Annotated in this window: 19 protein-coding genes and 1 pseudogene; 7 read left to right on the top strand and 13 right to left on the bottom strand. The window is 63.7% G+C overall.

Annotation, left to right across the window (positions count from 1 at the left end; all coding sequences use genetic code 11):
- Positions 1-50: 50 nt before the first annotated feature.
- The gene (locus DXT59_RS23355) at positions 51-1,061 is read right to left on the bottom strand and encodes a bile acid:sodium symporter family protein (protein ID WP_116139650.1); all 1,011 of its coding nucleotides are present in this window, start codon (positions 1,059-1,061) and stop codon (positions 51-53) included.
- A gap of 330 nt (positions 1,062-1,391) precedes the next feature.
- Here DXT59_RS23355 and DXT59_RS23350 point away from each other — a divergent pair, with 330 nt between their 5' ends.
- From DXT59_RS23350 to icmF, 3 genes are all read left to right on the top strand, one after another.
- On the top strand, positions 1,392-1,835 hold the full coding sequence (locus tag DXT59_RS23350) for a peptide-binding protein (RefSeq protein WP_240324636.1): 444 nt from the start codon (positions 1,392-1,394) through the stop codon (positions 1,833-1,835).
- 454 nt (positions 1,836-2,289) lie between these two features.
- The gene (locus DXT59_RS23345; protein WP_116139645.1) at positions 2,290-3,396 is read left to right on the top strand and encodes a porin; all 1,107 of its coding nucleotides are present in this window, start codon (positions 2,290-2,292) and stop codon (positions 3,394-3,396) included.
- 150 nt (positions 3,397-3,546) lie between these two features.
- Positions 3,547-6,906 (top strand): fused isobutyryl-CoA mutase/GTPase IcmF, encoded by a 3,360-nt coding sequence (icmF, locus tag DXT59_RS23340; RefSeq protein ID WP_116139643.1) that lies wholly within the window; start codon positions 3,547-3,549, stop codon positions 6,904-6,906.
- A gap of 18 nt (positions 6,907-6,924) precedes the next feature.
- On the opposite strand, the gene DXT59_RS23335 is transcribed toward icmF, so the two are convergent.
- Positions 6,925-7,494, bottom strand: coding sequence for a flavodoxin family protein (locus tag DXT59_RS23335; RefSeq protein WP_116139641.1), 570 nt, complete (start codon positions 7,492-7,494; stop codon positions 6,925-6,927).
- 108 nt (positions 7,495-7,602) lie between these two features.
- On the opposite strand from DXT59_RS23335, the gene DXT59_RS23330 reads away from it, so the two are divergent.
- Entirely contained in the window at positions 7,603-8,586 is a 984-nt protein-coding gene (locus DXT59_RS23330) for a LysR substrate-binding domain-containing protein (RefSeq protein WP_116139639.1), read from the top strand.
- Here the strand turns inward: DXT59_RS23330 and DXT59_RS23325 are convergent.
- Complete coding sequence (locus tag DXT59_RS23325) at positions 8,578-9,534, bottom strand: NAD(P)H-dependent flavin oxidoreductase (RefSeq protein WP_116139637.1); 957 nt, start codon at positions 9,532-9,534, stop codon at positions 8,578-8,580. The two genes, DXT59_RS23330 and DXT59_RS23325, sit on opposite strands and share 9 nt — an antisense overlap.
- Before the next feature lie 191 nt (positions 9,535-9,725).
- On the opposite strand from DXT59_RS23325, the gene DXT59_RS23320 reads away from it, so the two are divergent.
- Positions 9,726-10,664, top strand: coding sequence for an alpha/beta fold hydrolase (locus tag DXT59_RS23320; protein ID WP_116139635.1), 939 nt, complete (start codon positions 9,726-9,728; stop codon positions 10,662-10,664).
- A gap of 79 nt (positions 10,665-10,743) precedes the next feature.
- On the opposite strand, the pseudogene DXT59_RS23315 reads toward DXT59_RS23320, so the two are convergent.
- Positions 10,744-11,211 (bottom strand): annotated as a pseudogene (locus DXT59_RS23315) (Lrp/AsnC family transcriptional regulator); the annotation flags it as partial.
- Positions 11,212-11,348: 137 nt separating this feature from the next.
- Between DXT59_RS23315 and DXT59_RS23310 the strand changes: the two are divergent.
- Positions 11,349-12,308 carry a DMT family transporter gene (locus DXT59_RS23310; RefSeq protein WP_116139631.1) on the top strand — a complete coding sequence of 320 codons (960 nt, stop codon included), beginning with the start codon at positions 11,349-11,351 and terminating at the stop codon, positions 12,306-12,308.
- Positions 12,309-12,486: 178 nt separating this feature from the next.
- Here the strand turns inward: DXT59_RS23310 and DXT59_RS23305 are convergent, their stop codons facing one another.
- The 4 genes from DXT59_RS23305 to DXT59_RS23290 all read right to left on the bottom strand — a co-directional run bounded on the left by DXT59_RS23305 (position 12,487) and on the right by DXT59_RS23290 (position 17,308).
- A complete protein-coding gene (locus DXT59_RS23305) occupies positions 12,487-13,029 on the bottom strand; it encodes a YbaK/EbsC family protein (protein WP_116139629.1) in 543 nt (180 codons plus the stop codon).
- 34 nt (positions 13,030-13,063) lie between these two features.
- Complete coding sequence (locus tag DXT59_RS23300; RefSeq protein WP_116139627.1) at positions 13,064-13,987, bottom strand: hydroxymethylglutaryl-CoA lyase; 924 nt, start codon at positions 13,985-13,987, stop codon at positions 13,064-13,066.
- A gap of 103 nt (positions 13,988-14,090) precedes the next feature.
- Entirely contained in the window at positions 14,091-15,047 is a 957-nt protein-coding gene (locus DXT59_RS23295) for a 2-hydroxyacid dehydrogenase (RefSeq protein WP_116139625.1), read from the bottom strand.
- Positions 15,048-15,178: 131 nt separating this feature from the next.
- Complete coding sequence (locus DXT59_RS23290; RefSeq protein ID WP_116139622.1) at positions 15,179-17,308, bottom strand: phosphocholine-specific phospholipase C; 2,130 nt, start codon at positions 17,306-17,308, stop codon at positions 15,179-15,181.
- Between the two features lie 373 nt (positions 17,309-17,681).
- Between DXT59_RS23290 and DXT59_RS23280 the strand changes: the two genes are divergently transcribed.
- Entirely contained in the window at positions 17,682-18,107 is a 426-nt protein-coding gene (locus tag DXT59_RS23280) for a hypothetical protein (RefSeq protein ID WP_116139618.1), read from the top strand.
- Between the two features lie 76 nt (positions 18,108-18,183).
- Here the strand turns inward: DXT59_RS23280 and bioB are convergent, their stop codons facing one another.
- From bioB to DXT59_RS30780, 5 genes are all read right to left on the bottom strand, one after another.
- Entirely contained in the window at positions 18,184-19,251 is a 1,068-nt protein-coding gene (gene bioB / locus DXT59_RS23275; RefSeq protein WP_116139616.1) for a biotin synthase BioB, read from the bottom strand.
- 57 nt (positions 19,252-19,308) lie between these two features.
- Entirely contained in the window at positions 19,309-20,034 is a 726-nt protein-coding gene (gene bioD / locus DXT59_RS23270) for a dethiobiotin synthase (RefSeq protein ID WP_116139614.1), read from the bottom strand.
- Positions 20,031-21,212, bottom strand: coding sequence for an 8-amino-7-oxononanoate synthase (bioF, locus tag DXT59_RS23265; protein WP_116139612.1), 1,182 nt, complete (start codon positions 21,210-21,212; stop codon positions 20,031-20,033). Before bioF ends, bioD begins: the two co-directional genes overlap by 4 nt.
- Positions 21,212-22,561, bottom strand: coding sequence for an adenosylmethionine--8-amino-7-oxononanoate transaminase (gene bioA / locus DXT59_RS23260; protein WP_240324635.1), 1,350 nt, complete (start codon positions 22,559-22,561; stop codon positions 21,212-21,214). The genes bioF and bioA overlap by 1 nt, the downstream gene beginning before the upstream one ends.
- Positions 22,562-23,065: 504 nt before the next feature.
- Complete coding sequence (locus DXT59_RS30780) at positions 23,066-23,656, bottom strand: hypothetical protein (RefSeq protein WP_162878213.1); 591 nt, start codon at positions 23,654-23,656, stop codon at positions 23,066-23,068.
- Between the last annotated feature and the right edge of the window lie 2,108 nt (positions 23,657-25,764).

Below are 25,764 nucleotides of genomic sequence, written 5' to 3'. Positions count from 1 at the left end.
GATGCGGTGCAATCAGCCGGCGGCGACCGAGGCGACGCCGCCGGGCTCGCTCAGTGCCGCTGGGCGGCGGCGGTCTGCGAGCGCTCGGCGTGCGTCTCGCGGGTGGCCCAGCGCTGGGCGAGGGCCGCGCAAACCATCAACTGCATCTGGTGAAACAGCATGAGCGGCAGGACGACGGCGCCCACCGCATGGGATGCGAAAATCACCTTGGCCATGGGGATGCCCGATGCGAGGCTCTTCTTCGATCCGCAAAAGATGATGGTGATTTGATCTTCGCGATTGAATCCGAGGCGCTTGCTCGCGAACGCCGTGATGCCGAGCGCGAGCGCAAGCAGCAGCGCATTGACGAAGACGAGGCCGGCGAGCGCGGCGGGCGGCAGGTGGCGCCACAGCCCTTCGTTGACGGCCTCGCTGAACGCGGTGTACACGACGAGTAGGATCGAGCCCTGATCGACGAAGCGCAATACCGCCCGGTTGCGATCGATCCACGGGCCGATCACGGGCCGCAGCAATTGACCGGCGACGAACGGGACGAGCAGTTGCATGACGATGGCGCCGACCGTGTGCCAGCCCGAGCCGGTCGTGGCCGCGTGGTTCGTGACCACCACACTCACGAGCGCCGGGGTCAGGAAGATGCCCAGCAGGCTCGATGCCGACGCACTGCAAACGGCGGCCGGCACGTTGCCCCGTGCGATCGAGGTGAAGGCGATCGACGATTGCACGGTCGAGGGCAAGGTGCACAGAAATAAAATGCCCGTGTAGAGCGCGGGCGTGACGATAGGCGCGACGAGCGGCTTCATCGCCAGCCCAAGCAGCGGGAACATGACGAAGGTGCTGATCAGTACGACGCCATGCAGCCGCCAATGCGTCGCGCCCGCCACGACCGCCTCGCGCGAGAGCTTGGCGCCGTGCAGGAAGAACAACAGCCCGATCGCGATATTGGTGACCCAATCGACGGCGACCGCCGTCTCGCCTTTGCAGGGTAAGAGGCTCGCGAGCACAACCGTCCCAACGAGCGCGAGCGTGAAATTGTCGGGAACCAGAAAGGGAGGACGACGCATGAGCTACTTCTCGTTATCGCGAAACGAATGCGCGCCGGGCGCGCGAATATAAAAAGGGAAAATGGGAAGCAAATCGAAATTTGCGGCACTGCGCAATAGTCGCATGAATGCGGGCAACCAGCCAAAAGCGCCACGGTAACACCGAGTTACAACGGCGTCGCTCGCCTAACACTTTTTGCCTCGACACCTCGTGGGGCGGCCCATAAATTACACCTCAAGATCCCCCGGAGCCCGCTTTGATCTGACGAGCGCTCGGTAAAGAAGGCGCATCGTGCCCGGGCAGCATTCCGTGGGGGCCAGGCGAGTGCATCGAAAATGACGGATTGCGCGTTGAAATTCATTGGGCGGTGGGTGGCGGTCGTGCTTTGCACGTTCGCGGCTTCGCTCGCCCTCGCGCAGCCTCCGCACGGGCATGAGGGATGGTTCGCGCCCTCGCGCGGCGCCTCGCTGTGGCGGGCACCGAGTCGTGCCGCGGGGCCCGTTATCCGGCCCTCCGCCCGTCGCGCCTTCATGATGTCGGGCAACCCTTACGGGCATGGCGCCGCACGAATGGTACCCGCGCCCGTCGCCCTGCCCGCGGCGATGCCGTTGCGGCCGGTCAGCGACGAAGCGCGCACGCTCGCGCGCGAGGGCGGTGCCGCGTATCTGCGTGCAGGATCGATTCGTGCCGACATCGCCCGCTACAACGAGGAGCGCGAAGCCACGCGGCCGCCGCCCCCGCCGAACGGCCATGTGCCGCGACCGCCGCAGCCGCCGTCGGCCTACCGCAACTGACGCCTCACCTTCGTGGGGCATCGCACCGCCTCATCGTCCCGCCTCCGCGGCGCCGGCCAATGATGCAAATTCGCCACACTTTCAAGCCCTAAACCCCGCTTCCACTCGTCTACGAGGCACTCCTCGGACGAAAACATTTTGTCGTCCGCCACTCGTGCGTCATATTCCCTCCTGTTTCCGAATTTACGGCTGAGAGCGAGCGCCCGTGCGCCTGTCCGGCCATTCGCGACGCGCTATTCGCGTGCACCGGTTCACCCCGGCGCACCGGGTATGGGCAAGCGCGCCTTCGCATGCGGCACGATTAAGCGAATCGCTATACCGGCCATAAGAGGACGTAATTTTGTCCGCAAATATGGTCCGTAAAGATGGGCTCGCCCCGAAACAAAATAAGGCGACCCACAGCGCCAGGAGCGGTTCACACGTATCACTTTTCTGACAAATGACAGGAGAACCTATGAAAGCCACCGTCAGCCGCGCGCTGAAAACGAGTCTTCGCATGGCCGCCGTCGCCGCCTTCGCTTGTGCGGCGGGTACAGCCGTCCATGCCCAATCGAGCGTGCAGCTCTACGGACAGGTCGACACGTGGGTGGGGATGCAGCAATTCCCGGGTGGGCAGCGCTCATGGGTCGTCGGTGGCGGCGGCATGTCGACGTCGTACTGGGGGATGAAGGGCTCGGAAGATCTCGGCGGCGGATATAAGGCCGTCTTCACGTTGGAAGACTTTTTCCTGCCCCAAAACGGCAACTACGGCCGCTTCACGGGCGACAGCTTCTTCTCGCGCAACGCCTACGTCGGCATCGAATCGCCCTACGGCACGGTAACGGCCGGCCGTTTGACGACGCACCTGTTCGTCTCGACGATTCTGTTCAACCCGTTCATCGACTCGTACACATTCTCGCCGATGGTCTATCACGTCTTCCTCGGCAATACGGCGACGCCGACGGGTGCGACGTATGGCACGGACATGGGCGTGGTCGGCGATTCGGGCTGGAACAACGCGATTCAGTATTCCACGCCCGATTACAACGGGCTGTCGGCCAGCGTCATGTACGGCCTCGGCAACCAAGCCGGCAACAACGGCGCGAAAAAATGGAGCGCGCAGTTCCTGTACTTCCATGGTCCGTTCGCGGCGACCGGTGTCTATCAGTACGTGAACTTCAACAACAGCCCTGGCGATCTCGTGAACGTGCCGCCGTTTGGGACGATCGTTCCGTTCAAGAGCCAGAGCGTCGCTCAGCTCGGCGCGAGCTACGACCTGAAAGTTGCCAAGTTCTACGGCCAGTATATGTACACGAAGAACGACAACCTGACGGGCGGCAGTTGGCACGTGAATACGGGGCAAGGCGGCGTGACGGTGCCCGTCGGCCCGGGCTCGGTCATGGCTTCGTTCGCTTACTCGCGCGATGCGGGCGGACTCGACCAGACGCGCCGCACTTGGGCGCTCGGCTACGACTATCCGCTCTCCAAGCGTACCGATCTGTACGCCGCGTATATGAACGACAAGCTGAGCAGCCTTTCGACGGGGCAAACGATCGGCGCGGGCATGCGCGCGAAGTTCTAAGCACCGCGTTTCGATTCGCTGGGAGCGCGCAAGGCCGGGAGGCGCCCGGCCTTGCATCACGCGTGAGGGCGCGCGCACGGAGCCTCGCCGCCCGTTGCCTATACTGCAAGCATCGGCTTCGCAGCCGGCAAGCGTGCAACGGGCTCAGTCATGACCGATCTTTCCGCGCCGCAACAGCGCCGCGCCCCCGGTCCGGCGCCGGCTCGACGCTTGCGTTTCGTCACGGCCGCCGCGCTGTTCGACGGCCACGACGCAACGATCAATATCATTCGCCGCATCTTGCAGGCCAACGGCGTCGAAGTCGTCCATCTCGGTCATAACCGGTCCGTCGCGGAGGTCGCGCGCGCGGCCCTGGACGAGGATGCCGATGCCGTGGCTGTCTCCAGCTACCAAGGCGGACACCTCGAATACTTCACCTATCTCGTCGATGCGCTGCGCGAGGGCGGCGGCGAGCATATCGCCGTGTTCGGCGGCGGGGGCGGCGTCATTCTTCCCGACGAAATCGACGCGTTGATGCGCTACGGCGTGCGATGTCTGTACTCGCCGCAGGCGGGGCAGCGGCTTGGCCTGCAAGGCATGATCGACGATATGATCGCCCGCTGCCGACAGGTGCGGGAGCGAGCCGATCCCTCCAGCGAGCCCGATGCGGCGGCATGGCTGGCGGCCGTCGCCGGCGATGGACCGGCGGCTCGGCGCGCGCTGGCGAGGCTCATCAGCGCGCTCGAAAACGGGCACGCGGACGCCGCGATGCTCGCGGCCTTGGCCGAACGCGCCGACGCCCGAACGCCAGTGCCCGTGCTTGGCGTGACGGGGACGGGCGGCGCAGGCAAGTCATCGTTGACGGACGAGCTCGTGCGGCGGTTTCGCCTCGATTACGGCGATGCGCTGTCGATCGCGATCCTAGCCGTCGATCCGTCGCGCCGCAAATCGGGCGGCGCGCTGCTGGGCGACCGTATTCGCATGAACGCGATCGCACAGTGGAGTCATGGGCCGCGCGTTTTCATGCGCTCGCTTGCCACGCGCGCGGCGGCCAGCGAATTGCCCGACGTCATCCCCGATGCGATCGCCGCCTGCAAAGCGGCCGGCTTCGATCTCGTGATCGTCGAAACATCGGGCATCGGGCAGGGTGATGCCGCGATCGCCCAAGTCGCCGATCGCTCGCTTTATGTGATGACCCCTGAGTTCGGCGCCGCGAGTCAGCTCGAAAAGATCGACATGCTCGACTTCGCCGATTTCGTTGCGATCAATAAGTTCGATCGCGCCGGTGCGCTCGATGCGTTGCGCGACGTGGCCAAACAGATGCAGCGCAACCGCGGCGCGTTCGGCGAGGCACCCGATGAAATGCCGGTCGTCGGCACGATCGCCTCGCGTTTCAACGACGATGGCGTGACCGCGCTATACGGCCGCATTGCCGATGCGCTGCGCGAATTCGGCTTGCCGGCGCCTGCTCCTAGCGCTCGTTTGCCTCGCGTAGCGACTCGCCATTCGCATGCGGACGGCGCCATCGTGCCCATCGCACGCACGCGCTATCTATCCGAAATCGCCGATACGATCCGGGCCTATCGCACGAGGGCAACGGAGCAGGCGCGGTATGCGCGCGAGCGTTGGCAGCTTGCCGAGGCTAGACGCATGGCCATGGAAGAAGCGGGGGCCGCCATGGCGAGCGACGCCGCCACCGCGGCCTCGCTAGTCGCGCGGCTCGATAGTTTGACGGCGGCGCGCGAGGCCTGTCTTGGCCCGCGCGAGCGCGCGTTGCTCGATGCGTGGCCGCGCACGGTCGCCGACTATTCGGGCGACGAACGCGTCGTGACGATTCGTGGCCGGGAGCTTCGCATACAACTTTCGGCGACGACGCTCGCGGGCACCTCGATCCGCAAGGTGGCCTTACCGGCATTCGCCGATCCCGGCGAAACGCTACGCTGGCTCATGCTCGAAAACTTGCCCGGTTGTTTTCCCTTCACGGCGGGCGTGTTCCCGTTCAAACGAGAGAACGAAGACCCGACACGCATGTTCGCGGGCGAGGGCGATCCGGCGCGCACGAATCGCCGCTTCAAATTGCTCTCCGAAGGTATGCCGGCGCGGCGTCTTTCGACGGCCTTCGACTCGGTGACGCTTTATGGCGAAGACCCCGGCGAACGGCCGGACGTATACGGCAAGATCGGCAATTCGGGCGTCTCGGTCGCCACGCTCGACGATATGAAGACGCTCTACCACGGATTCGACTTGTGCGATCCGGCGACGTCGGTCTCGATGACGATCAACGGTCCGGCGCCGACCCTATTGGCGATGTTCTTCAACGCCGCGATCGATCAGCAACTCGAACGATTGCGCGCGCGGTGCGCGGCGCAAGGGCGCGAGCCTAGCGCGGCCGAGATGGCGGAGACGCGCGCACAGGCGTTGAGCGCGGTACGCGGGACCGTGCAAGCCGACATCTTGAAGGAGGACCAGGGCCAAAACACCTGCATCTTCTCGACGGAGTTCAGCCTAAAGGTGATGGGAGACATACAGGCCTATTTCATCGAACACGACATACGCAACTTCTATTCGGTGTCGATCTCGGGCTATCACATCGCGGAGGCGGGCGCGAATCCGATCACGCAGCTCGCCTATACGCTCGCGAACGGCTTCACTTATGTGGAGGCCTACTTGGCGCGCGGCATGCCGATCGACGATTTCGCGCCGAACCTATCGTTCTTCTTTTCGAACGGCATGGAGGCCGAGTACGCGGTGCTCGGCCGCGTGGCGCGCCGCATTTGGGCGGTGGCGATGCGCGAGAGGTACGGTGCGAACGAGCGCAGCCAAAAGCTCAAGTATCACGTGCAGACGTCGGGCCGCAGCCTGCACGCGCAAGAGGTCGCGTTCAACGATATCCGCACGACGCTGCAAGCGCTGATCGCCGTCTACGACAATTGCAATTCGCTGCATACGAATGCATTCGACGAAGCGATTACGACGCCGACGGAGTCGTCCGTGCGACGAGCGATGGCCATCCAGCTCATCATCAATCGCGAATGGGGTTTGGCGAAGAACGAGAACTCGAATCAAGGCAGCTTCGTCATCGAGCAATTGACCGATCTCGTCGAAGCGGCCGTGCTCGACGAATTCGATCGCCTCACCGCGCGCGGCGGCGTGCTCGGCGCGATGGAAACCGGCTACCAGCGCGGACGTATCCAGGACGAATCGATGCGCTACGAGCAACGCAAGCACGACGGCTCGTATCCGATCGTCGGCGTGAATACGTTCGTCGACGAATCCGCCCCGCAAACACTCGGGCCGCTCGCGCTGGCGCGCTCGACCCTCGAGGAAAAGCGCAATCAAATCGAACGGCTGCGCGCGTTTCAGGCATGCCATGCGGAACAATCCGCACCGATGCTCGATCGGCTGCGGCGTGCCGTGATGCAGGGCGAGAACGTATTCGCGGTACTGATGGATGCGGTGCGCGTCTGCTCGCTCGGGCAGATCACGCACGCGCTGTTCGAGGTCGGCGGGCAGTATCGCCGCAACGCGTGACCACGTGGGCCATGGGTGTCACGCGGTAATCTCGGCGGATAACAATGCGCTGATGTCGTCGACGATCGAAGGGGCCGCGAGCGCTTCGCCGGGGCGATTGCCGAAGGCGACGACCGCGCCGCGGAACGTCATGTGAAGGTACTGGGCCGTGAGCCGCAGCGAGTCGATCAACGGCTCGGCCACGCGGCGATTCTCGTCGCTGACCGTGGTGACGACCGAGAGCTGTTTGCCCGCCATGCGCCGCTGAAAATCGGCGCCGGGCACCCGCATCCACGCGCTCCAGTAATCGAGGTAGCGCTTCGCGTCGGCCGGCAGGCTATACCAGTAGAGCGGCATCGCGAAGACGAGGTGCGACGCGGCCAAGGTCCGTTCGAGCAAGAGCGCCTCGTTGCCTGTGGGCGCTTCGTAGACCGGCGCATCCTCGTGACGGATATCGACGAAAGGCGGCAGCGGATAATCGCCTAGATGCAGCCACTGTACGGCTTGTTCAGTCGATAACCGGGCGGCGGCGCGCCGCATGAGTTGCTCCGTGTTGCCCTCGCGGCGCGCGCTGCCGAGCAAGACCAGAACCGATTCGTGGGCATTCATTCGCGCTCCTGAGCATATTGGTGGATCGAAGCGCCAGCATAGGCGGACGGTGGTCACGACGACAAACGAGTTTTTCCGTCGTCGAATTAGTTTGGCTAAACTGACGCGATGCCGAACGTCATCGCGATCCACAACCTTCCGCTGAGCGCACTGCGTGCGTTTGAAGCCGCCGCGCGTCTGGGCAGCTTCAAAGCGGCCGCCACGGAGTTATTCGTCACACCCGCCGCGATCAGTCAGCAAGTGACGACGCTCGAATCGTATCTCGGGGCACCGCTCTTCGAACGGCTCAATCGCGCGGTGCGTTTGACCCCGGCGGGCTCGGTCCTCGCGAACGATATCTCGGGTGCATTCGCGCAGATCCACGCCGCACTGATCGCGGCGTCCCCTTCGCACGCGCCGCCACGCAATACGCTCGTCATCAGCGCGGTGCCTTCGTTCGCTTCGCGTTGGCTGGCGCCTCGCCTCGATGATTTCTATCGGCGCCACGCAGGTATCGATTTGCAGCTCCTGGTGTCGGAAACGCTCGTCGATTTGGCCAACGATGGGCGCATCGACCTCGCATTGCGCTACGGGCCCGGGCCGTACGGCGAGCTCGACGCGCAGCGGCTTGCATTCGTCGATGAGGTCGTGCCGGTATGCAGCCCGGCGTTGCGGGCCACGCTGCCGGCGGAACTGTCGCTCATCGAGCGGCCCGTCCCGGCTCCATTGCTGCGGGTTGCATTGCCGCCATCATCGGCGGCGGGGTTAAGCAGGGGGCGGCCCGACAATGTTTGGACCGGATGGCTTGCCGCGACAGGGTTGCACTCGCCGGCCTGGCTCGCCGCGGCGGAGTCGGGGCCTCTTTACAGCGTGATGCACCTGGCGATCGAAGCGGCGATTGCCGGGCGCGGGATCGCGCTGGCTCCGTTCGCACTCGTCGCCGACGATTTGGCCGCCGGCCGGCTCGAGCGCGTCGGCACGGTGGCGGTGCCCGACGCCAATGCCTTTTGGCTGCTCAGCCGCAAAACGGGCACCGTGAAGCCCGGTGCGCAAGCTTTCGCCGATTGGTTAACGAGCGAGGTCGCCGCCTGCGACCGAAGACCATTAACTTAGCGACAGCCGCTCGCGTGCTTCGTTATATTCGCGCTTGAGCCGCTCGACGAGTTCGGCCACGCTCGGCACGTCGTCCATCAAACCGACGCCTTGCCCCGCGCCCCAGATGTCTTTCCATGCTTTTGCTTTGTCGCTCGCGAAGTTCATGGCGGTTTTGTCCGAGACAGGCAGCGCCTCGGGATCGAGTCCCGCGTTGACGATGCTCTCGCGGATGTAATTGCCGTGCACGCCCGTGAACAGGTTCGTGTAGACGATATCCGACGCGCTCGCGTTGACGATCGCGCGCTTGTAGTCGTCGACGGCGTGCGCCTCGCGTGTGGCGATGAAGCGGGTCCCCATGTAGGCGAGATCGGCGCCCATCGCCTGCGCGGCGAGGATCGAGCCGCCGTTGGCGATTGCGCCGGACAGCACGATCGGCCCGTCGAAAATCCGCCGCACTTCGCCGACGAGCGCGAACGGCGAGGTCGTGCCGGCATGGCCGCCCGCGCCGGCCGCCACGAGAATCAGGCCGTCCACGCCGGCTTCGAGCGCTTTTTGCGCGTGGCGCAAATTGATGACGTCGTGCAGCACGATGCCGCCGTAGCTATGGACCGCATCGATGATCTCTTTCGCGGGCGCGCGCAAGCTCGTAATGAAGATGGGTACCTTGTGATCGACGCACACGCGCACGTCGTGTTCGAGCCGCGCGTTCGACTGATGCACGATCTGATTGACGGCGACGGGCCCGACCGTCGCGCCCGGATGCGCGGCGCGGTGCGCGGCCAGTGCCTCGTCCATCTGCGTGAGCCATTCGTCGAGCAATTCGGCGGGCCGCGCGTTCAATGCAGGAAACGAACCGACGATCCCGGCCTTGCATTGGGCAAGCACGAGCTCGGGGTAGCTCACGATGAACATCGGCGACGCGACGATAGGCAGCGTCAGATTCTTTAGGACGGCGGGCAGGGCCATGACGCGTGTCTCCTCTTCATTAAAAGAACGAACGTTCGAATTATAGGCGATTAAAACGTCGGTCCCGGGCCGCTTTGCATTCGAGTGAGTGCTCTGGTTCTACGTTTCGTGGCGCTTCGAACAAGCAGACGCCAGCCACACACCTAGAATACGAATGGTTCGAACAACGATAAGAGGCAGGAGCGAGCGCTATGAGTTTCGCCGACTTTACTCCGTTTAGCGTCGATGCCGACGGCGTCGAAATTTTTGGATGGAAGGGCGGCGACGGTCCCCCTTTGCTGCTATTGCATGGACATCCGCAAACCCATCGCATCTGGGACCGATGCGCCGCGCGCCTTGCCGAGCATTTCACCGTCGTCGCCACCGATCTGCGCGGATACGGTCGATCGGCCAAGCCCGCGAGCGATCCGAGTCACGCGCCCTATTCGAAACGCGCAATGGCTGCGGATCAAGTGGCCGTCATGCGTCATTTCGGGTTCGATCGGTTTCTGTTGTGCGCGCATGATCGCGGCGCTCGCGTTGCGCATCGCATGGCGCTCGATTATCCGGACGCCGTCGAGCGCATGATGCTCCTCGATATCGCGCCGACACTCGCGATGTACGAAGCGACCGATCGCACGTTCGCGACCGCCTACTTCCATTGGTTCTTTTTGATCCAACCAGAGCCGCTTCCCGAAACGCTGATCGGCGCGGACCCGGAGACCTATGTGAAGTCGGTCATGGGCGGCCGCCATGCTGGGCTCGAACCGTTCGAGCCCGACGCATTGCGCGCCTATTGCGATGCATTGCGCGCACCCGGTGCGGTGCACGCGATGTGCGAGGATTATCGTGCTTCGGCCACGATCGATCTCGAGCACGATCGCGCCGATCTCGAGCGCGGCCGTAAAATCGGTTGCCCGCTGCGCGTGCTGTGGGGTGCCGAAGGTGTCGTCGCTCGCTGCTTCGATCCGCTGCGCGAATGGCAACGCGTGGCGCGCGATGTGAGCGGCCGCGCATTGCCGTGCGGACATTACATCCCCGAGGAAGCGCCCGACGCGTTGATCGCGGAGATCCACGACTTCTTCGAAGCGGACGAATCGGGCGAACGCATGGTCCGCAGCGAAAGGCGCGTCAACGAACACCGCGCTTGAGCTCGCGCGGCTTAGCGCTCGGCTGCGCGTCCTCGCGCGCGCGGCCGGCGGTATGTGCCGCGCGAGGCTCGGCTGGTCCGAGCGGGGGGAGGCGCCGGGCCACCGGCGTCGCCTTCACGATGGCGGTGCTCGTCTCGGCGCGCTCGCCGACTTTGTTCAGAATGTCGTCTAATTCCTCGATGTTGCGCAAGAAGAGCCGGCAGATGAAGCAATCGTCGCCCGTCACCTTGTCGCATTCGACGAATTCGGGGATGCGGCGAATCTCGTCTTCCACCAGATGCAGTTGCCCCGGCAACGGCTTCACGCGCACGATCGCCTGCAACGTGTAGCCGAGCGCGCGCGGATCGAGTTGCACGGTATAGCGTTCGATGACGCCCTGTGCCTCGAGGCGCCGCAGCCGCTCGGCCGTGCTCGGCGCCGAAAGCCCGATCTCGCGCGCCAGATCGGCGACCGCGGTGCGCGCGTCGTCGGCTAGCAGACGCAGCAGGGCGCGGTCGGTCGAGTCCAAATCGGGGATATTCGAACCATCGGAAAGGCGTTTTGGCATATCGGCCTTCGTTTCGAAGAGAAAATTCCGTTTCCGCCTAAGTTTATCGCTGTTTTCAACGGCTTCAAATCGTTAGACTCGTTTGCATCGATCTTCGGTTTCCGGCGCTTTACGCGCGACTCAAGACAGGTGCATTCATGGTGAATCAATCAGGCAAGGAAATCCGGCGCGGCGCGCTCGAGATGATCGCCGCGATGTCGATCTCGGGCACGATCGGCTGGCTCGTCGTCGCCTCGGGCCAGTCCCCGCAAAACGTCGTGTTCGTGCGCTGCGCGTTGGGCGCTCCGACGCTCTTGGCGATTTGCGCCGCGCTCGGGCTCATTCGCAAAGAGATGCTCACGTGGCGCACGCTCGCGCTTGCCGCGGCGGGCGGCGCGGCCATCGTCGCCAATTGGGTCTTGCTGTTCGCCGCCTACTCGCGGGCCTCGATTTCGATGGCGACGGTGGCCTACAACACGCAGCCGTTCATGCTGGTCGCGCTCGGCGCGGTCGTATTCCGCGAACGCATCACGGTCTCGACGGCCGCGTGGCTCGGCGTGGCGTTTATCGGACTGCTGCTCGTCGTCAAAGTGCAGCCCGCGGTGCTGGCGGTGCCGGGGCAATATCTCGTAGGGATCGGGTATTCGCTCGGTGCGGCCTTCTTCTATGCCGTGTCGTCGATCATCACGAAGCGGCTCAAGGGCACGCCGCCGCAATTGATCGCGTTGATCCAGGTCACGCTCGGCGTGTTCCTGCTCGCGCCGTTCGTCGACTACGGGGCCCTCCCGCATACGTCCTTGCCTTGGGCCGACCTGGCCACGATCGGCGTCGTGCACACGGGGCTCGTCTATGTTCTGCTCTATGGCGCGATTCAAAAGCTGCCGACGTCGATGACCGCGGCGCTCTCGTTCATCTACCCGATCGTCGCGATCGTCTGCGACCGGTTTGCATTCGGGCAGACGCTTGCCTGGGTGCAACTGGCCGGTGCGGCGCTGATTCTCCTGGCGGCCGCCGGCGTGAACTTCGGCTGGCGCATCGTGCCGTCGCGTCGCGGCGCTCGGGTAGGCGCGGCTGGTGGTGCGGCGCTACGCGCGCGCGGCAGTGCTCAATGCAAGTGACGGCAGGCGGCGCCGATCTGCAGGGAAATCACCGATGCGTGGCCCGAGCGCGCATCGGTATCATGACAACTGACGCTGATCACGTCGAACATTGTGCCGTTCGTCCTCGATGATGAACGGCTTTCTTTTTTGTCCGCGCGGAACCGATCGCGCCCCGATGCTCGGGGGCGCATGGTCCCTAACCGCGCAATGCGACGTCCACCACGGGCGCACCCGTCATCGCGATCAATTCCTGCGGCGATAGATTGAACACCGCGTGCGGATGGCCGGCCGCGGCCCACAAGCTGTCGAGCTGCAGCAAATCCGAATCGATCAGAGTGACGGGCGGGGTCAAATGCCCGATCGGACAAACGCCGCCGATCGCATAGCCCGTTTTTTCTCGGACGAATTTCGCATCGGCACGCGCGATTCCGCCTACGTGCTGCGCGACCTTTTCCTCATCGACACGATTCGCGCCGCTCGCGACGACGAGCACGGGGGCATCGTCCTCGCGCCGGCGAAACAGAATGGACTTCGCGATCTGCGCGACGGAACAACCGAGCCCGGCCGCGGCCTCGGCCGATGTCTTGCCGGTCTGCGGCAGCATGACGACAGGTTTTTCGTGGCCGCATTCGCGCAGCAACAGCGCGACGCGCTGGGCCGATTCCGGCAGTGCGGCGAGCGGCTCCGATGCGTCGGGCGCATCGGGCAGATTCGTCAACCTCAACTGAGCATCCTCCATCTCGTGTAGTTTCCGCGTGATTCGATTTATCGATTTAGGAGGCGCATGCGGCGTTTGCTGCTTTGGCGAGCAACGCGCGGCCGGCGCGCGAGACGTTCGCGCGCCCGATCGCCTTCGAAATGAAATCGCCGATGCCGACGACGGCATCCAAGTCGATGCCCGTTTCGATGCCTAGCCCATTCATGAGGTAGAGCACGTCCTCGGTCGCCACGTTGCCCGTTGCTCCCTTCGCATACGGACAGCCGCCGAGACCGGCGACCGACGCGTGGAAGATCTCGATGCCTTCGAGCAGGGCCGCGTAAATGTTGGCGAGCGCTTGCCCGTAGGTGTCGTGGAAGTGCCCCGAGAGCTGTTCGCGCGGGAACACTTTCGTGACGGCCGCGAAGACTTCGCGCGTGCGTCCGGGCGTGCCGACGCCGATCGTATCGGCGATATCGATCTCATCGCAGCCGAGCGCGGCCATGCGCTGCACGACATCGACGACGGCCGGGACGGGCACGTCGCCCTGGTAGGGGCACCCGAGCGCGCACGAAATGCTGCCGCGCACGCGCAGGCCGCTTTCCTTCGCGGCGCGCGCGACGGGCTCGAAGCGCGCAATGCTTTCGGCGATGCTGCAGTTGATGTTCTTCTGCGAGAACGCTTCGCTGGCCGCGCCGAAGATCACGATCTCGTCGGCACGCGCGGCCAGTGCGCCGTCGAAGCCTTTCATATTCGGCGTCAGCACGGAGTAGATCGTGCCTGGCCGCCGCTCGATTCCCTCCATCACCTGTGTGCCGTCGGCCATCTGCGGCACCCACTTCGGCGACACGAACGATGCCGCTTCGATGTTGCGAAAACCCGCCGCCGAGAGCCGGTTCACGAGATCGATCTTCACCTCGGTCGGCACGAACTCCTTCTCGTTTTGCAGGCCGTCGCGCGGGCCGACTTCGACGATCTTCACTGCGTGGGGCAAAGACATGGAATGTCTCCTCCATTCTGTTCGTTTGGAATGCTAAACAAAACGAATCGGCTCCGGCGCCGAGCGCATTCGCGCGGCGTCGGGAGCCGTCGGGTTGCGTTTTTCAGTAGCCGCGGCGAATGTCGACGATGCCGCCGATCGCCTCGCCGCGTTCAAGTGCTTCAATCTTACGCGCAATTTGCCGGGCCGCCGGATCGCGCAGCGTGAGCGCGGAGATATGCGGGGTGATCGTCACGCGCGGCATGCGCCAAAACGGATGCTCGGGCGGCAGCGGTTCTTGCGCGAACACGTCGAGCGTCGCCGCGGCCAGGCGGCCCGCGTCGAGCGCATCGATGAGATCCGCTTCGACGAGGTGGGCGCCGCGGGCGAGGTTCACCAGATACGCGCCATGCGCCAGCCGCGCGAACAGATCGCGGTTGAGTATGCCGTCGGTATCGGGCGTGCTCGGCAAGAGGTTGACGACGAGCTTCAGGCCGTCGAGGAACGCGGGCAATTGGCTAGCGCCGGCGAAGGTATCGACACCCTCGATCGTCTTCATGCCGCGGCTATAGCCGCGCACGGAAAAACCGAGGGACGCGAGCGATTTGGCCACATGCGCGCCGAGCATTCCGAGGCCTAACACGCCGATATGGAAAGATTCGCGCGGATGCGGTTCCAGCGTGCGCCACGGCGCGTCGCCGCCGTGCTCGCGCCGGACCAGATCGTATTCGTCGAACCGTCGCAGGTAGCGCAGCGCGGCATGGATCGCGTATTGCGCCATTTGCTCGGCCATGCCGGCGTCCTCGAGGCGCACGAGCGGCACGCCGGCGGGCAAGGTTCCCGGCTCGCGCCGCTCGAGCGCGAGCAGCGCATCCACGCCCGCGCCGAGCACGAACATGGCGCGTAGCTTTCCCCGTCTAGCGAACAGTTCGGCGGGCGGGCGCCACAGCACGGCGTAGTCGGCATCCGCCGTATCGCCGGGCGACCACAGGCGTACGTGCGCGGACGGCTGCGCGCTTTGAAGGGAGGCGACCCAGGCGGGCGCATCCTCGGCATGCGGGGTGTGCAAGAGAATCTTCATGCAACGGCGGCCGCGCCAGCGGGCGTGGCTATGGTCGATTGACGATGGGCGCTATTTTACGGCCGCCGTCGCGACAGCGGCGGTCGCTACGGCGCCCGTCGCGCTTGACGGGCCGCCGTCGGACTCGCCGATTACGCGAACGCCGTGACCGGTGCCACCGCAGCCGGATCCGTGAAGCTCGCGCGTCCCGTTTCGATATGGCCCGCGATGCGCCGCACGAACGCGCCCGTCTCGCCGGTCTTGACCGTGAGGTCGTACCAATGATGGCTTTCGGCCAAGCTCCAGCACGCTTCGTGTTCGCCGCGCGGGGGCAACTCGATGTGCCGCGCGGACGCGCCGTATGCGTTGTCGATGACGGATAGGCGCGCGTGCTCGCGGCCGTGATTGACGAAGCGCAAATACAAGTGCCCGTTCGCCACGTCGTAGCCGGTCTTCACTTCGATATCGACCGCGTCGTGCTCACGGCGAGCGTCCTGCGCGCCGAGCGCGCCGTCGAATTCGCGGACGAAGCCGTTGGGGCCATGAACGATAAACGCATATGCGCCCTTCGTTACGCTGAGATCGAACGTCTCGCGCAGCGACTTATGCGCTTCGACCGTATAGCGCCAGGGACCGTCCTGACGGTTTTTCGCATAGACGTAAAAGTGCGCGCCTTGCTCGCCGGTGTTGATGAAATCGAGCGCGAACTTCCCTTCGTCCACATGCAAATGACCGTTGACGTGCAACTCGTAAGGCAGCGCGCGAGCGCGGCGCACACCGGGCTCTTGCGGGTCGATCGTGCCGGGCGTGGCAGGCACGCTGGGGGCCGGCAGCGTCGAGCATTGGTTGTCGGCGATCGACTTGTAGTTGCTCGTATCGGGCAACGGCGGCATCGACGCGTCGGGGCGGCGGAAATCGAACGCCGAGGTCAGATCGCCGCACACGGCTCGGCGCCACGGCGTGATGTTCGATTCATGCACACCGAAGCGCGCCTCGATGAAGCGAATCACCGACGTGTGATCGAACACCTGCGAGCAGACGAAGCCGCCTTTCGTCCACGGCGAGACGATCGTCATCGGTACGCGCGGTCCCAGGCCGTAGGGCAGGTTGTCGGCGGTGAAGTGCCCGCCGCGGCCCGGGTTCACGACGTTGTGGATTTCGCCGTCCGTCGTGACGGTCGAGAGCCCTTGCGCCCGCGAGGTGGGCGGCTGCGGCGGCACGATATGGTCGAAATAGCCGTCGTTCTCGTCGTACATGATGAACAGGACGGTCTTGCTCCACACCTCGGGGTTCGCCGTCAGCGCGTCGAGGATCTGCGAGGTGTACTCCGCGCCGTAGGCGGGCGTGTACTTCGGATGCTCGGAGTATGCGGCCGGCGGCAGCAGCCACGAGACTTGCGGCAAATTGTTCGCGAGCACGTCGGCCTTGAGCTGATCGAGCGAGCGTACCGTCATCGCGCGCTGTTGCAGCGGCGAGCCTTCCGGCGCATTGATGTACTGGGCGAAGTTCATCAAGATGTTCGTGCCGTAGTTGCCGTTGAGCGGATCCTTCCAGGTCAGCCCTTGCTGATAGACCTGCCACGAAATGCCGGCCGCCTGCAGACGCTCGGGAAAGGTCGTCCACGACAGCAGTTGATAGGCGGGCGGCAGGTCGCCGTCCACATAGTCGTTGTTGTCGAGCAGGGGCCCGCCCATGGTGCCCGTCGGGTCGATCGTGCCCGTCATCAAATACGACCGGTTCGGGTGCGTCGCGCAAGGGATCGAGCAGAAGTAGTTGTCGCAGACGGTGAACGCATCGGCCAGCGCGTAGTGGAACGGAATGTCGCCGCGCAGGTAGTAGCCCATCGTCAGGTCGGTCTTGTTGGCCGGCCATTGATCGTAGCGGCCCGCATCGATCGCGGCTTGCGTGGCGTACCAGGAGTGATCGAGCGCCCCGACGCATTGGGCGCTCGTCGTTTGCGTATTTAGATGGAACGGCGGCACCGGCTGCGTGGGGTTTTCCTTCGACGGCTGCTGCCAAACGGGCGCGCCGTTCGGCAGCGGGATCGGGAAGCGATCGTTGTAGCCGCGCACGCCGGCGAGGTGTCCGAAGTAATGATCGAACGAGCGGTTTTCTTGCATGAACACGACGATGTGCTCGACGTCGCGGATCGTACCTGTGCGCGACGCGGCGGGAATGGCCAGCGCGCGGCGGATCGAGTCGGGGACGAGCGTCATCGCGGCGGCGGCGCCGGCCGACTGAGCCATCGATTGCAGAAAACGGCGGCGGCTATTCGAAGTCATCGGGTTGCTCTCCTAGTTCTTGGCGGCTGGTTCGTTCGAGGGGCTGCGGGGCGTTTGACCGCGATCGACGGACGCGCTTTCGTACGAGCTCGCATGAGCGCGCTGAAGCCACGCGCGATGCGCGGCAATGCGCCGGACAGTGTGACTAAACGATAAGAAGAATTTGTGAATCGCGGCGCCTGTGAGGCGCACCGGCGAGGCTGATGTGCGAGGGAGAAAAACGCGCGATGGTCCGAAATTGAGCGGAGCTGCGAATAGACCGATGCGTACATGGCATAAAGCAAGCCACGGGCCCGAGCGCAAGAAACGGGCCCGGCCCGGCTGGACGAGGCACGGCCCCCGGCGTCGCTCACCTTTAATAGAGATTCAGCTTATGACTATCGAGACGGTTTATTTGATGACCGAGAACGGACGCTTCGTCTGCCACAACGGATGGGGCGACATGACGATCAAGAAGGACACAGCCGATGCGACTTGCAAGCATCAGGCGGGGTGGGGCTTGGTTGCCGACAAGGTGATCTTGTACAACCCGGATTCGGATCGGTACTGGGCCGTTGCGCCCGATCCGGCCACTCCGCATGTGGATGGCTTGATTACCGCGCGCAAGAACGAATGGACGGCCTTCGACTACCAGTTCGACGATAAGGACCCGACGCTGATGACGCTTAGGGCCGAAGACGGCCGGTACGTTTCGCGGGCGGACATCGGGCGGCCGCACGAACACCTCGCCGCGGATCGTACCAACGCCGAGGAGGCGAGCCGGCTCCGCGTGATTCGCTTCGCCGCAGAAGGCGCGTAGACGCGCGATCGAAGCGAAGCGATGGACGGTTCAGGGCCGCACTCGGCGGCCCCGCTATGACAAGTCGCGTATTGCCTCAATGACTGCCGCATCCCCCGGAGCACGACGCCGTCGATTCTCTCGATTCAGTCGCGTCGCGCGGCTCCGGACTTCCGGCGCGGATACCCAACCGTTCGAGCAGCTTGCGATCGGCGTCGGCTTGCGGGTTCCCCGTTGTCAGCAATTGATCGCCGTAGAACATCGAGTTGGCGCCGGCAAGGAAGCAAAGCGCCTGCAAGCCGTCGTCGAGCTGCTGGCGTCCCGCGGAGAGGCGCACCACGGCGCGCGGCATCGTGATGCGGGCCACGGCGATCGTGCGCACGAACTCGAACGGATCGATGGGCTCCACATCGCCGAGCGGTGTGCCTTCGATCGCGACGAGATTGTTGATCGGTACCGATTCCGGATACGGATCCATGTTCGCGAGTTGCGCGATGAGTCCCGCGCGCTCGCGGCGCGATTCGCCCATGCCGATGATGCCGCCGCAGCACACGTTGATGCCCGCATCGCGTACGCGCTCGAGCGTATCGAGGCGTTCCTGGTAACTGCGCGTCGAGATGATTTGCCCGTAGAACTCGGGCGACGTGTCGAGGTTATGGTTGTAGTAATCGAGCCCGGCTTCGCGCAACGCCTTGGCTTGATCGTCCTCGAGCATGCCCAGCGTCATGCACGTTTCGAGACCCATCGCCTTCACACCGCGGATCATGTCCTTGATCGGCTCGATGTGGCGTTCCTTCGGGCTGCGCCAGGCGGCGCCCATGCAAAAGCGCGTGGCGCCGCTTTGCTTGGCGAGGCGGGCCGCGTCGAGCACCGCGTCTACATCCATCAGTTTCTCGGCTTTCAAGCCGGTGTCGTAATGCGAGGACTGCGAGCAGTACTTGCAGTCTTCCTCGCAGCCGCCCGTCTTGATCGAAAGCAACGTCGAGAGTTGGATTTCGTTCGCGCTGAAATGCTCGCGGTGCACCTGCTGCGCGCGATAGAGCAAATCGTTGAACGGCAGTTCGTAGAGCGCGACGACGTCGGCGACGCGCCAGCGTTGGGCGTTGCTCGCGTTCGCGTCGGTTGCGCGTGAAGGGGGTTGCACGGCGTTTTGAGCTTCAGTCATATCGTTGGTCCGGTTGGGCATCGATTGAGTCTTGGAAGGGCTGGCCGGGACGGCCGGTCACAGCGTGTTCGAGCGAAGCGCATGCAGCAGCGCATCGATATTCAAGTGCTCCGCCGCGACCTGGGCCGAGGGCGGTGCAAGGTGCGGCACGGTACCGAGGAGCGGGGCGCCATGCTCGCGCGCGAGCCATTCGCGGATGGTCTGCACGTTTTCGTCGGCGAAGCGCATGGCCGGATCGACGATGTTCGCGACCCAACCCGCCAGGCGCAGCCCGCGCGCGGCGACCGCATCGGCCGTCAGCAGCGCGTGATTGATGCAGCCCAGCCGCACGCCGACGACGAGGACGACCGGCAGCCCCAGCGCGACCGCGAGGTCGGCCGTGTCGCGCGTACCGTCGAGCGGCACGCGAAAGCCGCCGACGCCTTCGACGACGACCACGTCCGCGCGTTGCATCGCTTCGCGATGGCACTGCACGATCGGCGCGATCTCGAGCGTCCGGCCTTCTTGCGCGGCCACGATATGCGGCGCGGCGGGCGCTTGGAGCAAATAGGGTGTCCGCACCTCGGGCGGGAGCAGTACGCCGGCCGCTGCGTCGAGCTGGTCGGCGTCCTCGTTGTGCCACATACCGTCTTCGGCATTGAATTCGGCGCCCGCCGCGACCGGCTTCATCGCCGCCGCCGCTAAGCCGGCGTTGGCGAAGCCGCGCAGCAGCGCGCACGAGACGAGCGTTTTACCGATCTCGGTATCGGTGCCCGTGACGAACAGCGAAAGCGGTGAACTCATACAACGTCTCCCATCTGAAGCAGCGCCGCGCGCAGCCGCTCTAGATCGGCGAACGTATGGCCCGCCGACAGCGAGATGCGCAAACGCGACGTATCGACCGGTACGGTCGGCGGGCGAATGGCGGGCACCCACAAGCCTTGTTCGTCGAGCCGCGCGGCGAGCGCCAGCGTTTGCTCGTTGCCGCCGATAACGAGCGGCTGCACGGCCGTAGGCGAATCGATCGGACGCCAGCGCGTGAGACGCAACGTTTCGCGCGTGTGCTCGATCAGCGCTTGCAAATGCTGGCGGCGGGCGTGCCCTTCTTCCCCGGCGATCAGCGCGAGGCTGGCCGACACCGCGTGGGCCTCGGCCGGCGACGCGGCCGTGGTGAAGATGTATGGCCGGGCGCGCTGCAACAGCCATTCGATGACGGTTTCCTGCGCGATCACGGCGGCGCCCGCGACGCCGGCGGCCTTGCCGAACGTGCAGACATAGACGAGGTGGGGCGAGCGCAATGCCGCTTGCGCCACCGCGCCGCGACCCTCCGGCCCGAGCACGCCGAACCCGTGCGCATCGTCGACGATGAGCCATGCGCCGTGGCGCTCCGCCAATTCGAGCAGCCGCGCGAGCGGTGCGATGCTGCCGTCCATGCTGAATACGGTATCGGTGACGATGACTTTCACCGCGGCGTCCGAGGCTTCGAGCATGGCCGCGAGTGCCTCTGTATCGGCATGCGGATAGACCTGCACCTCGGCGCGCGAGAGGCGCGCGCCGTCGATGAGCGAGGCGTGGTTCAGCGCGTCGGAGAAGAGTGTCGTGCCGCGGCCGGCGAGCGCGGTCACCGTGGCGAGGTTCGCCATGTAGCCGGTGGAAAACGTCAGCGCGCGCGGCGCATCGACGAAACCGCCCGCGAAGGCCGCGAGTTCGTCTTCGAGCACGGCATGCGCGCGCGAATGGCCGCCGAGCAGATGCGAGCCGCCGCTGCCCGCGCCATAGCGCCGCGCGCCTTCCGCGACGGCGTGAGCGAGGCGCGGATGAGCGGCGAGGCCGAGGTAGTCGTTGCTGGCGAAGCCGACGATCTCCCGGCCGTCCACGGTCATGTGCGCGGCGCACGGCGTGTCGGCGATGCGGCGCCGGCGTTTGAGCCCGCGGGCGTCGATATCGGCGAGTCCGGCGCGCAGGGTATCGAGCAGGAACATCAGTGCACCCCCACGCCGAGCGTGGCTTCAAGCGTCTCGCAGGTGCGTGCGCCGAGCAGTGCAATCGTTTCGTTATCCAAAATATAAGGCGGCATCAGATAGACGGTGCGGCCGATCGGACGCAACAGCAACTCGCGCGAAAGCGCTTGTTCGAAGAAGCGGCGCGAGAATGTGCGCGCTTCGTCGCCGTCGATCGCGACGTCGAAGGCGACGATCGTGCCGGTGCGCCGGACGTGCCGCACTGCTTCGAGCGAGCGTATGGGCGAAAGCGCGTCCATGAGTTGCGCCGTCTTGCGTTCGTTTTGCGCAAGCACGTCGTCGCGTGCGAACAGATCGAGCGTGGCGAGCGCGGCCCGGCATGCCAGCGGATTGCCGGTGTACGAGTGCGAGTGCAGAAAGCCGCGCGCCGTGTCGTCGTCATAGAAGGCCGCATAGATTTCGTCGCGCGAGAGCACGAGCGAAAGCGGCAAGTAGCCACCGCTGATGCCTTTCGACAGACAGAGAAAATCCGGCCACACCCCTGCCTGCTCGCAAGCGAAGAAAGTACCCGTGCGGCCGCAGCCGACGGCGATTTCATCGGCGATGAGATGCACTTCGTATTGATCGCATAGTGCGCGCAGGCCGCTGATATAGGCGCTATCGTGCATGGCCATGCCGGCCGCGCATTGCACGAGCGGCTCGACGATCAATGCGGCGATGCGCGAACCATGCGCTTCGAATAGGGCTCGCACGTTTTCCAATGCGCGTTGCGCGAACGCGTGCGCGCTTTCGCCGGGTTCGGCCAGGCGTGCGTCCGGTGAGGCGACGATATGCGCGCCGCGAATCAGCGGATCGTAAGCATCCCTAAACAATGCGACGTCCGTCACGCCGAGCGCGCCGATCGTTTCGCCGTGGTAGCCGTTCGCCACGCAGACGAATTCGCGTTTGTCCGCGCGGCCACGGTTGCGCCAGTAGTGGAAGCTCATCTTCAGCGCGATCTCGACGGCGCATGCGCCGTCCGATGCGAAGAACGCATGGCCGAGCGTGCCCTCGGTGAGCGATGACAACCGCTCGGCCAGTTCCACTGCGGCTTCGTGCGTGCAGCCCGCGAGCATCGCGTGCTCGAGCGTATCGAGCTGGGTCTTGAGGGCTGCGTTGATGTCCTCGTTCGCGTGACCGAACAAGTTGACCCACCACGAGCTGATTGCATCGAGATAGCGATGGTCCGCCCGATCGTAAAGCCATGGGCCTTTGCCGCGGGCAACGGGGATGAGCGGCAGACGTTCGTGATGCTTCATCTGCGTGCAGGGGTGCCAAACGGCCTTCAGGCTGCGAGCTACCCAATCGTGCTCGGCTGGTTCTGTGTTCAAGCTGCACTCCGTGACATGAAGCGAGCGCAAGTGCGCTCCTCGCATGCGGAAAACGCGCGGGACAGGTCAGTCGATTCGTGAGTTCGACGCGTGCCGCGCGGACAAAAACGGCGTGAGATTAGCGCGTTCGGCGAGCGATTGCACCTGGCCGCGCGCGCTTCGGGAAAGCGCTGTTCGCGACGGTTCGGGGCATCTGGCGACGGTTTTTACGAGATCCCTCGAAATCGCTTCAGATAGCGACGGCAGAGTGACGTGCTACGTGCAAAAAAATTGAGATTTTGTGTGTGGAACCGTTTTCGGCGTGGCGTGGGGCGAGTCCAGGGACGCACCGAAGGGGCGCGTTTGGAGCATATAAGTCGGAGGGAAAAAGGGGACGCGGGTAGTAAGAAAATCGCCCCATGCAAGTCGTGGGGTCACCCGAACGGGTATGTGCGAACCGGGCTGTCGATCGTTCCCTCAGCGGTGACCCCGGCAGTCGCGAAAGGCCGGGCGGCCGTTGCCTCGCTAACGATGAGCGGGAGACGTCCTTGAATCTTCCTCCTTGAGTCGTCTTGACCAGCCGACAAGACTATCCGGATCGGCAATAAGATAGGCTGAGACTGAAGTCTTTCCACAGAACTGATCAAACATACTGAAGCCGGTTGCCCGAGGGTCGGTGTTCCGGATTCGGATCGTCGGCGTTCGCCCGGAGGGCGAGTAATCAATTGCCGACACGTCTCGCCAACGTAGCCGATGTCCGGCGAACTCAATGCCGTCAGAATCAAGGATGAAGGAAGGGCCTTTCAAGGAAAAGCGCAAATATCCATACACGTAATATGCTGATACGATGAATGCAAATAAGCCTGGCAATGCAATTGACACCACGGCACCGACGGAAAAAACAAGGAGCATGGAAAATGCAAGGGCAAAACAGGGAACTGCCATGAGTAGGACGATTCCCCACCAATTCCATGTAAAGGAAAGCGGGAGATGTGGCAAAGGAGCGGCTGCAATCGCATCGAGCGTTGCTTTGCGAGTGCGACTCCGCTTGGCGTCGTAAAGGCCGCAGATCAAAAGTAACAACACGAATGCTGATATAAGAAAAATTTTGTTCATACCACTTCAGCTCCGGCGACACTACATTTTTATTGCGTGTGCGGTTCACTTATGATCGAAATCATTCTTTGGCTAAGGGGTAGTCGTTTCTCGAATCTCATTTGCATATCGGCGGTAAAGCCAGGCGGAAGAGGATACGTTGACCGTACACCATACGGCTACGCTGACTCCGGAAATGATTCCGAAGAACCAGGTGGTCGAATTCCCACCGAGTGTCCGCAGCACAGGAGGCGCAAGTATGTAACAGACGATCGGGACCACTGAGAGCGGTAGCGCCACGACGAACTGAGTGCCCCAAATACGCCAGAATTGACCACGGGTATCGCGCCACGCCGCCCTCCAACGCGCACTGCCTCCGATTGCTACGTGACAAAGCAGCAGGCACATCCGGGCACTAACGTAGATAAGTAAGGCTGCCGCGAATAAGGCGGCGACCACAATCACGAGCAGCAAGGAAGTGCGATCGAGTTGGTGCCCAAGGCCACGGGCGACCAAATATAGGCTAAGTGCACCAGCCAGCCCAACTGCGCCAACCGCCAGACCAATCACAAGACATACTCGCCAATAGCGCCAGAATCCACGATCGAAAAATCGACTTGCCCTTGCCTGGGAAGGACCGAGCAGTACATATCGCGCAGCCTGCACGGGTAGGCCGATCCATGTCGCAGCCTGAACGAGCGAGCACATCAACCGGATCGGAGCGTGTCCCATGATGGATGTGCCTGCAGCCTCGTCAAGCTGCATTTGAACCCGGATGCACATTGATAGAGCGTACCCGATCAGTAGAACGAACAGGCCAGGCCTGTTGAGAACCGAGCGCCCCGCATCTCTCCAGGCGCCGTTGAAGCATTCTTTCAGCGTGAACTGTTCCATTTGCTCAGGCTCGGTCATATTGTTAGTTTTGGTACGTTGGCACGCCACTCAGCACAGACACAATCGTCACGGAGCGCACAGCGCGGTTGGCCGGTCGCAAGCGTTTCCTGAAAGTCCGACGCGCATTGTCGGTGATTTTAACCAGCGACGTCGAACGTTATAGCCTGGCCGGACTACGCTATGCGATCCTGTCACGCCGCGCCGGTGAGCCGGCGACATCAGGGGCGGCGCATCTGGACCCATAGGAGGCAGCGATCCTGGGACAAAGCGGCCATTAGACTCGTCGACTTTTGCGGCTCAAAGCAGGGACAGCAGCGCACCGAATATAAACAGGAAAAATCCGGCAACGAACTGAGATTGGAGAATGCTGCGCCATCCCGGGTAGCCGTATTGCACCGGTGGGGGAAATCGAGTCGTGACAGGTAGGCGCAACAGCCAAGTGCGCCATGCGTTCGTTACCGAGAGCAAGCCGCCAGCAAGAAGAAAGAAACCATCCGAATTGTATTGAACTGGATCGAGATGCCAAATACATGCGCGGCAATGGGCACAAGCGCGCCTAGTACCAAAAGTCCGCAAAGTGAGCGATAGAGCAACGTAAGGCCTGTCTTGGGCCACGTTGGCACATGGCTCTTGCCTTGAGGTGCAGGCGTCCAGTTCATCTTCTTTCGTTGATGGGGGCAGTGTATGGAGGCAAATCCGGCCGCCATGCGAAATTACGCCCGTCTAATGGCGCGTCGGCAGCTTGCTTACGATTCCGGCGGACCTATCCGGGAAGCCGTGTCCCGCTATCCGCCCCTGACTTCACCGTCCGACCGACTCCTCCGTGCATCCTAGCTCATGCGAGTCTTCTGCTAGAGCATCACTTATGCAACGGCGCACTGTCGCGCTTCGTGCGTTCAGTTTGACGTCGAGCCGGGAAAGAAAATAGTTGCTTATGGATGGACAACTGAAGTTTAGATTGGCGTCTTGACGGGTAATGAGGTTCTTTCCGCCCGCAGCGATCCCGGCGATGTAGACCGACCCCGAACCCCTGCATTCCCCATTGCTCGGTGGCAGCACTCGAATCGTGGCTCGAATAACGCCATGCTTCGTAGCGCAGCGAAGTACATGGCTTCCGATCGGAAGAATCTTGTAAGCCGGCATCCGTGCGGTGTTTGTCAACGTAGTTGTCGCGTCGCTTCACGCGCACTGCTTTAATTCGGCTCGGGGCATACGCTCCGGATTGAGCCAGACTT

Origin of the sequence: Trinickia diaoshuihuensis, assembly GCF_003390925.1 — a bacterium.
In the GTDB taxonomy this organism is placed as follows: domain Bacteria; phylum Pseudomonadota; class Gammaproteobacteria; order Burkholderiales; family Burkholderiaceae; genus Trinickia; species Trinickia diaoshuihuensis.
The sequence above is the reverse complement of the archived record's forward strand: the minus strand, read 5'-3'. Positions and strand labels throughout refer to the sequence as shown.

Bases quoted from the DNA above. Each gene is read 5' to 3' on its own strand.
- DXT59_RS23295 (WP_116139625.1), bottom strand. From the start codon at position 15,047: ATGAAGATTCTCTTGCACACCCCGCATGCCGAGGATGCGCCCGCCTGG.
- DXT59_RS23290 (WP_116139622.1), bottom strand. From the start codon at position 17,308: ATGACTTCGAATAGCCGCCGCCGTTTTCTGCAATCGATGGCTCAGTCG.
- DXT59_RS23320 (WP_116139635.1), top strand. From the start codon at position 9,726: ATGAGTTTCGCCGACTTTACTCCGTTTAGCGTCGATGCCGACGGCGTC.
- DXT59_RS23345 (WP_116139645.1), top strand. From the start codon at position 2,290: ATGAAAGCCACCGTCAGCCGCGCGCTGAAAACGAGTCTTCGCATGGCC.
- DXT59_RS23330 (WP_116139639.1), top strand. From the start codon at position 7,603: ATGCCGAACGTCATCGCGATCCACAACCTTCCGCTGAGCGCACTGCGT.
- bioF (WP_116139612.1), bottom strand. From the start codon at position 21,212: ATGTTCCTGCTCGATACCCTGCGCGCCGGACTCGCCGATATCGACGCC.
- DXT59_RS23280 (WP_116139618.1), top strand. From the start codon at position 17,682: ATGACTATCGAGACGGTTTATTTGATGACCGAGAACGGACGCTTCGTC.
- DXT59_RS23325 (WP_116139637.1), bottom strand. From the start codon at position 9,534: ATGGCCCTGCCCGCCGTCCTAAAGAATCTGACGCTGCCTATCGTCGCG.
- DXT59_RS23300 (WP_116139627.1), bottom strand. From the start codon at position 13,987: ATGTCTTTGCCCCACGCAGTGAAGATCGTCGAAGTCGGCCCGCGCGAC.
- DXT59_RS23305 (WP_116139629.1), bottom strand. From the start codon at position 13,029: ATGGAGGATGCTCAGTTGAGGTTGACGAATCTGCCCGATGCGCCCGAC.
- DXT59_RS23335 (WP_116139641.1), bottom strand. From the start codon at position 7,494: ATGAATGCCCACGAATCGGTTCTGGTCTTGCTCGGCAGCGCGCGCCGC.
- DXT59_RS23310 (WP_116139631.1), top strand. From the start codon at position 11,349: ATGGTGAATCAATCAGGCAAGGAAATCCGGCGCGGCGCGCTCGAGATG.
- icmF (WP_116139643.1), top strand. From the start codon at position 3,547: ATGACCGATCTTTCCGCGCCGCAACAGCGCCGCGCCCCCGGTCCGGCG.
- DXT59_RS23355 (WP_116139650.1), bottom strand. From the start codon at position 1,061: ATGCGTCGTCCTCCCTTTCTGGTTCCCGACAATTTCACGCTCGCGCTC.
- bioD (WP_116139614.1), bottom strand. From the start codon at position 20,034: ATGAGTTCACCGCTTTCGCTGTTCGTCACGGGCACCGATACCGAGATC.
- DXT59_RS30780 (WP_162878213.1), bottom strand. From the start codon at position 23,656: ATGAACAAAATTTTTCTTATATCAGCATTCGTGTTGTTACTTTTGATC.
- bioB (WP_116139616.1), bottom strand. From the start codon at position 19,251: ATGACTGAAGCTCAAAACGCCGTGCAACCCCCTTCACGCGCAACCGAC.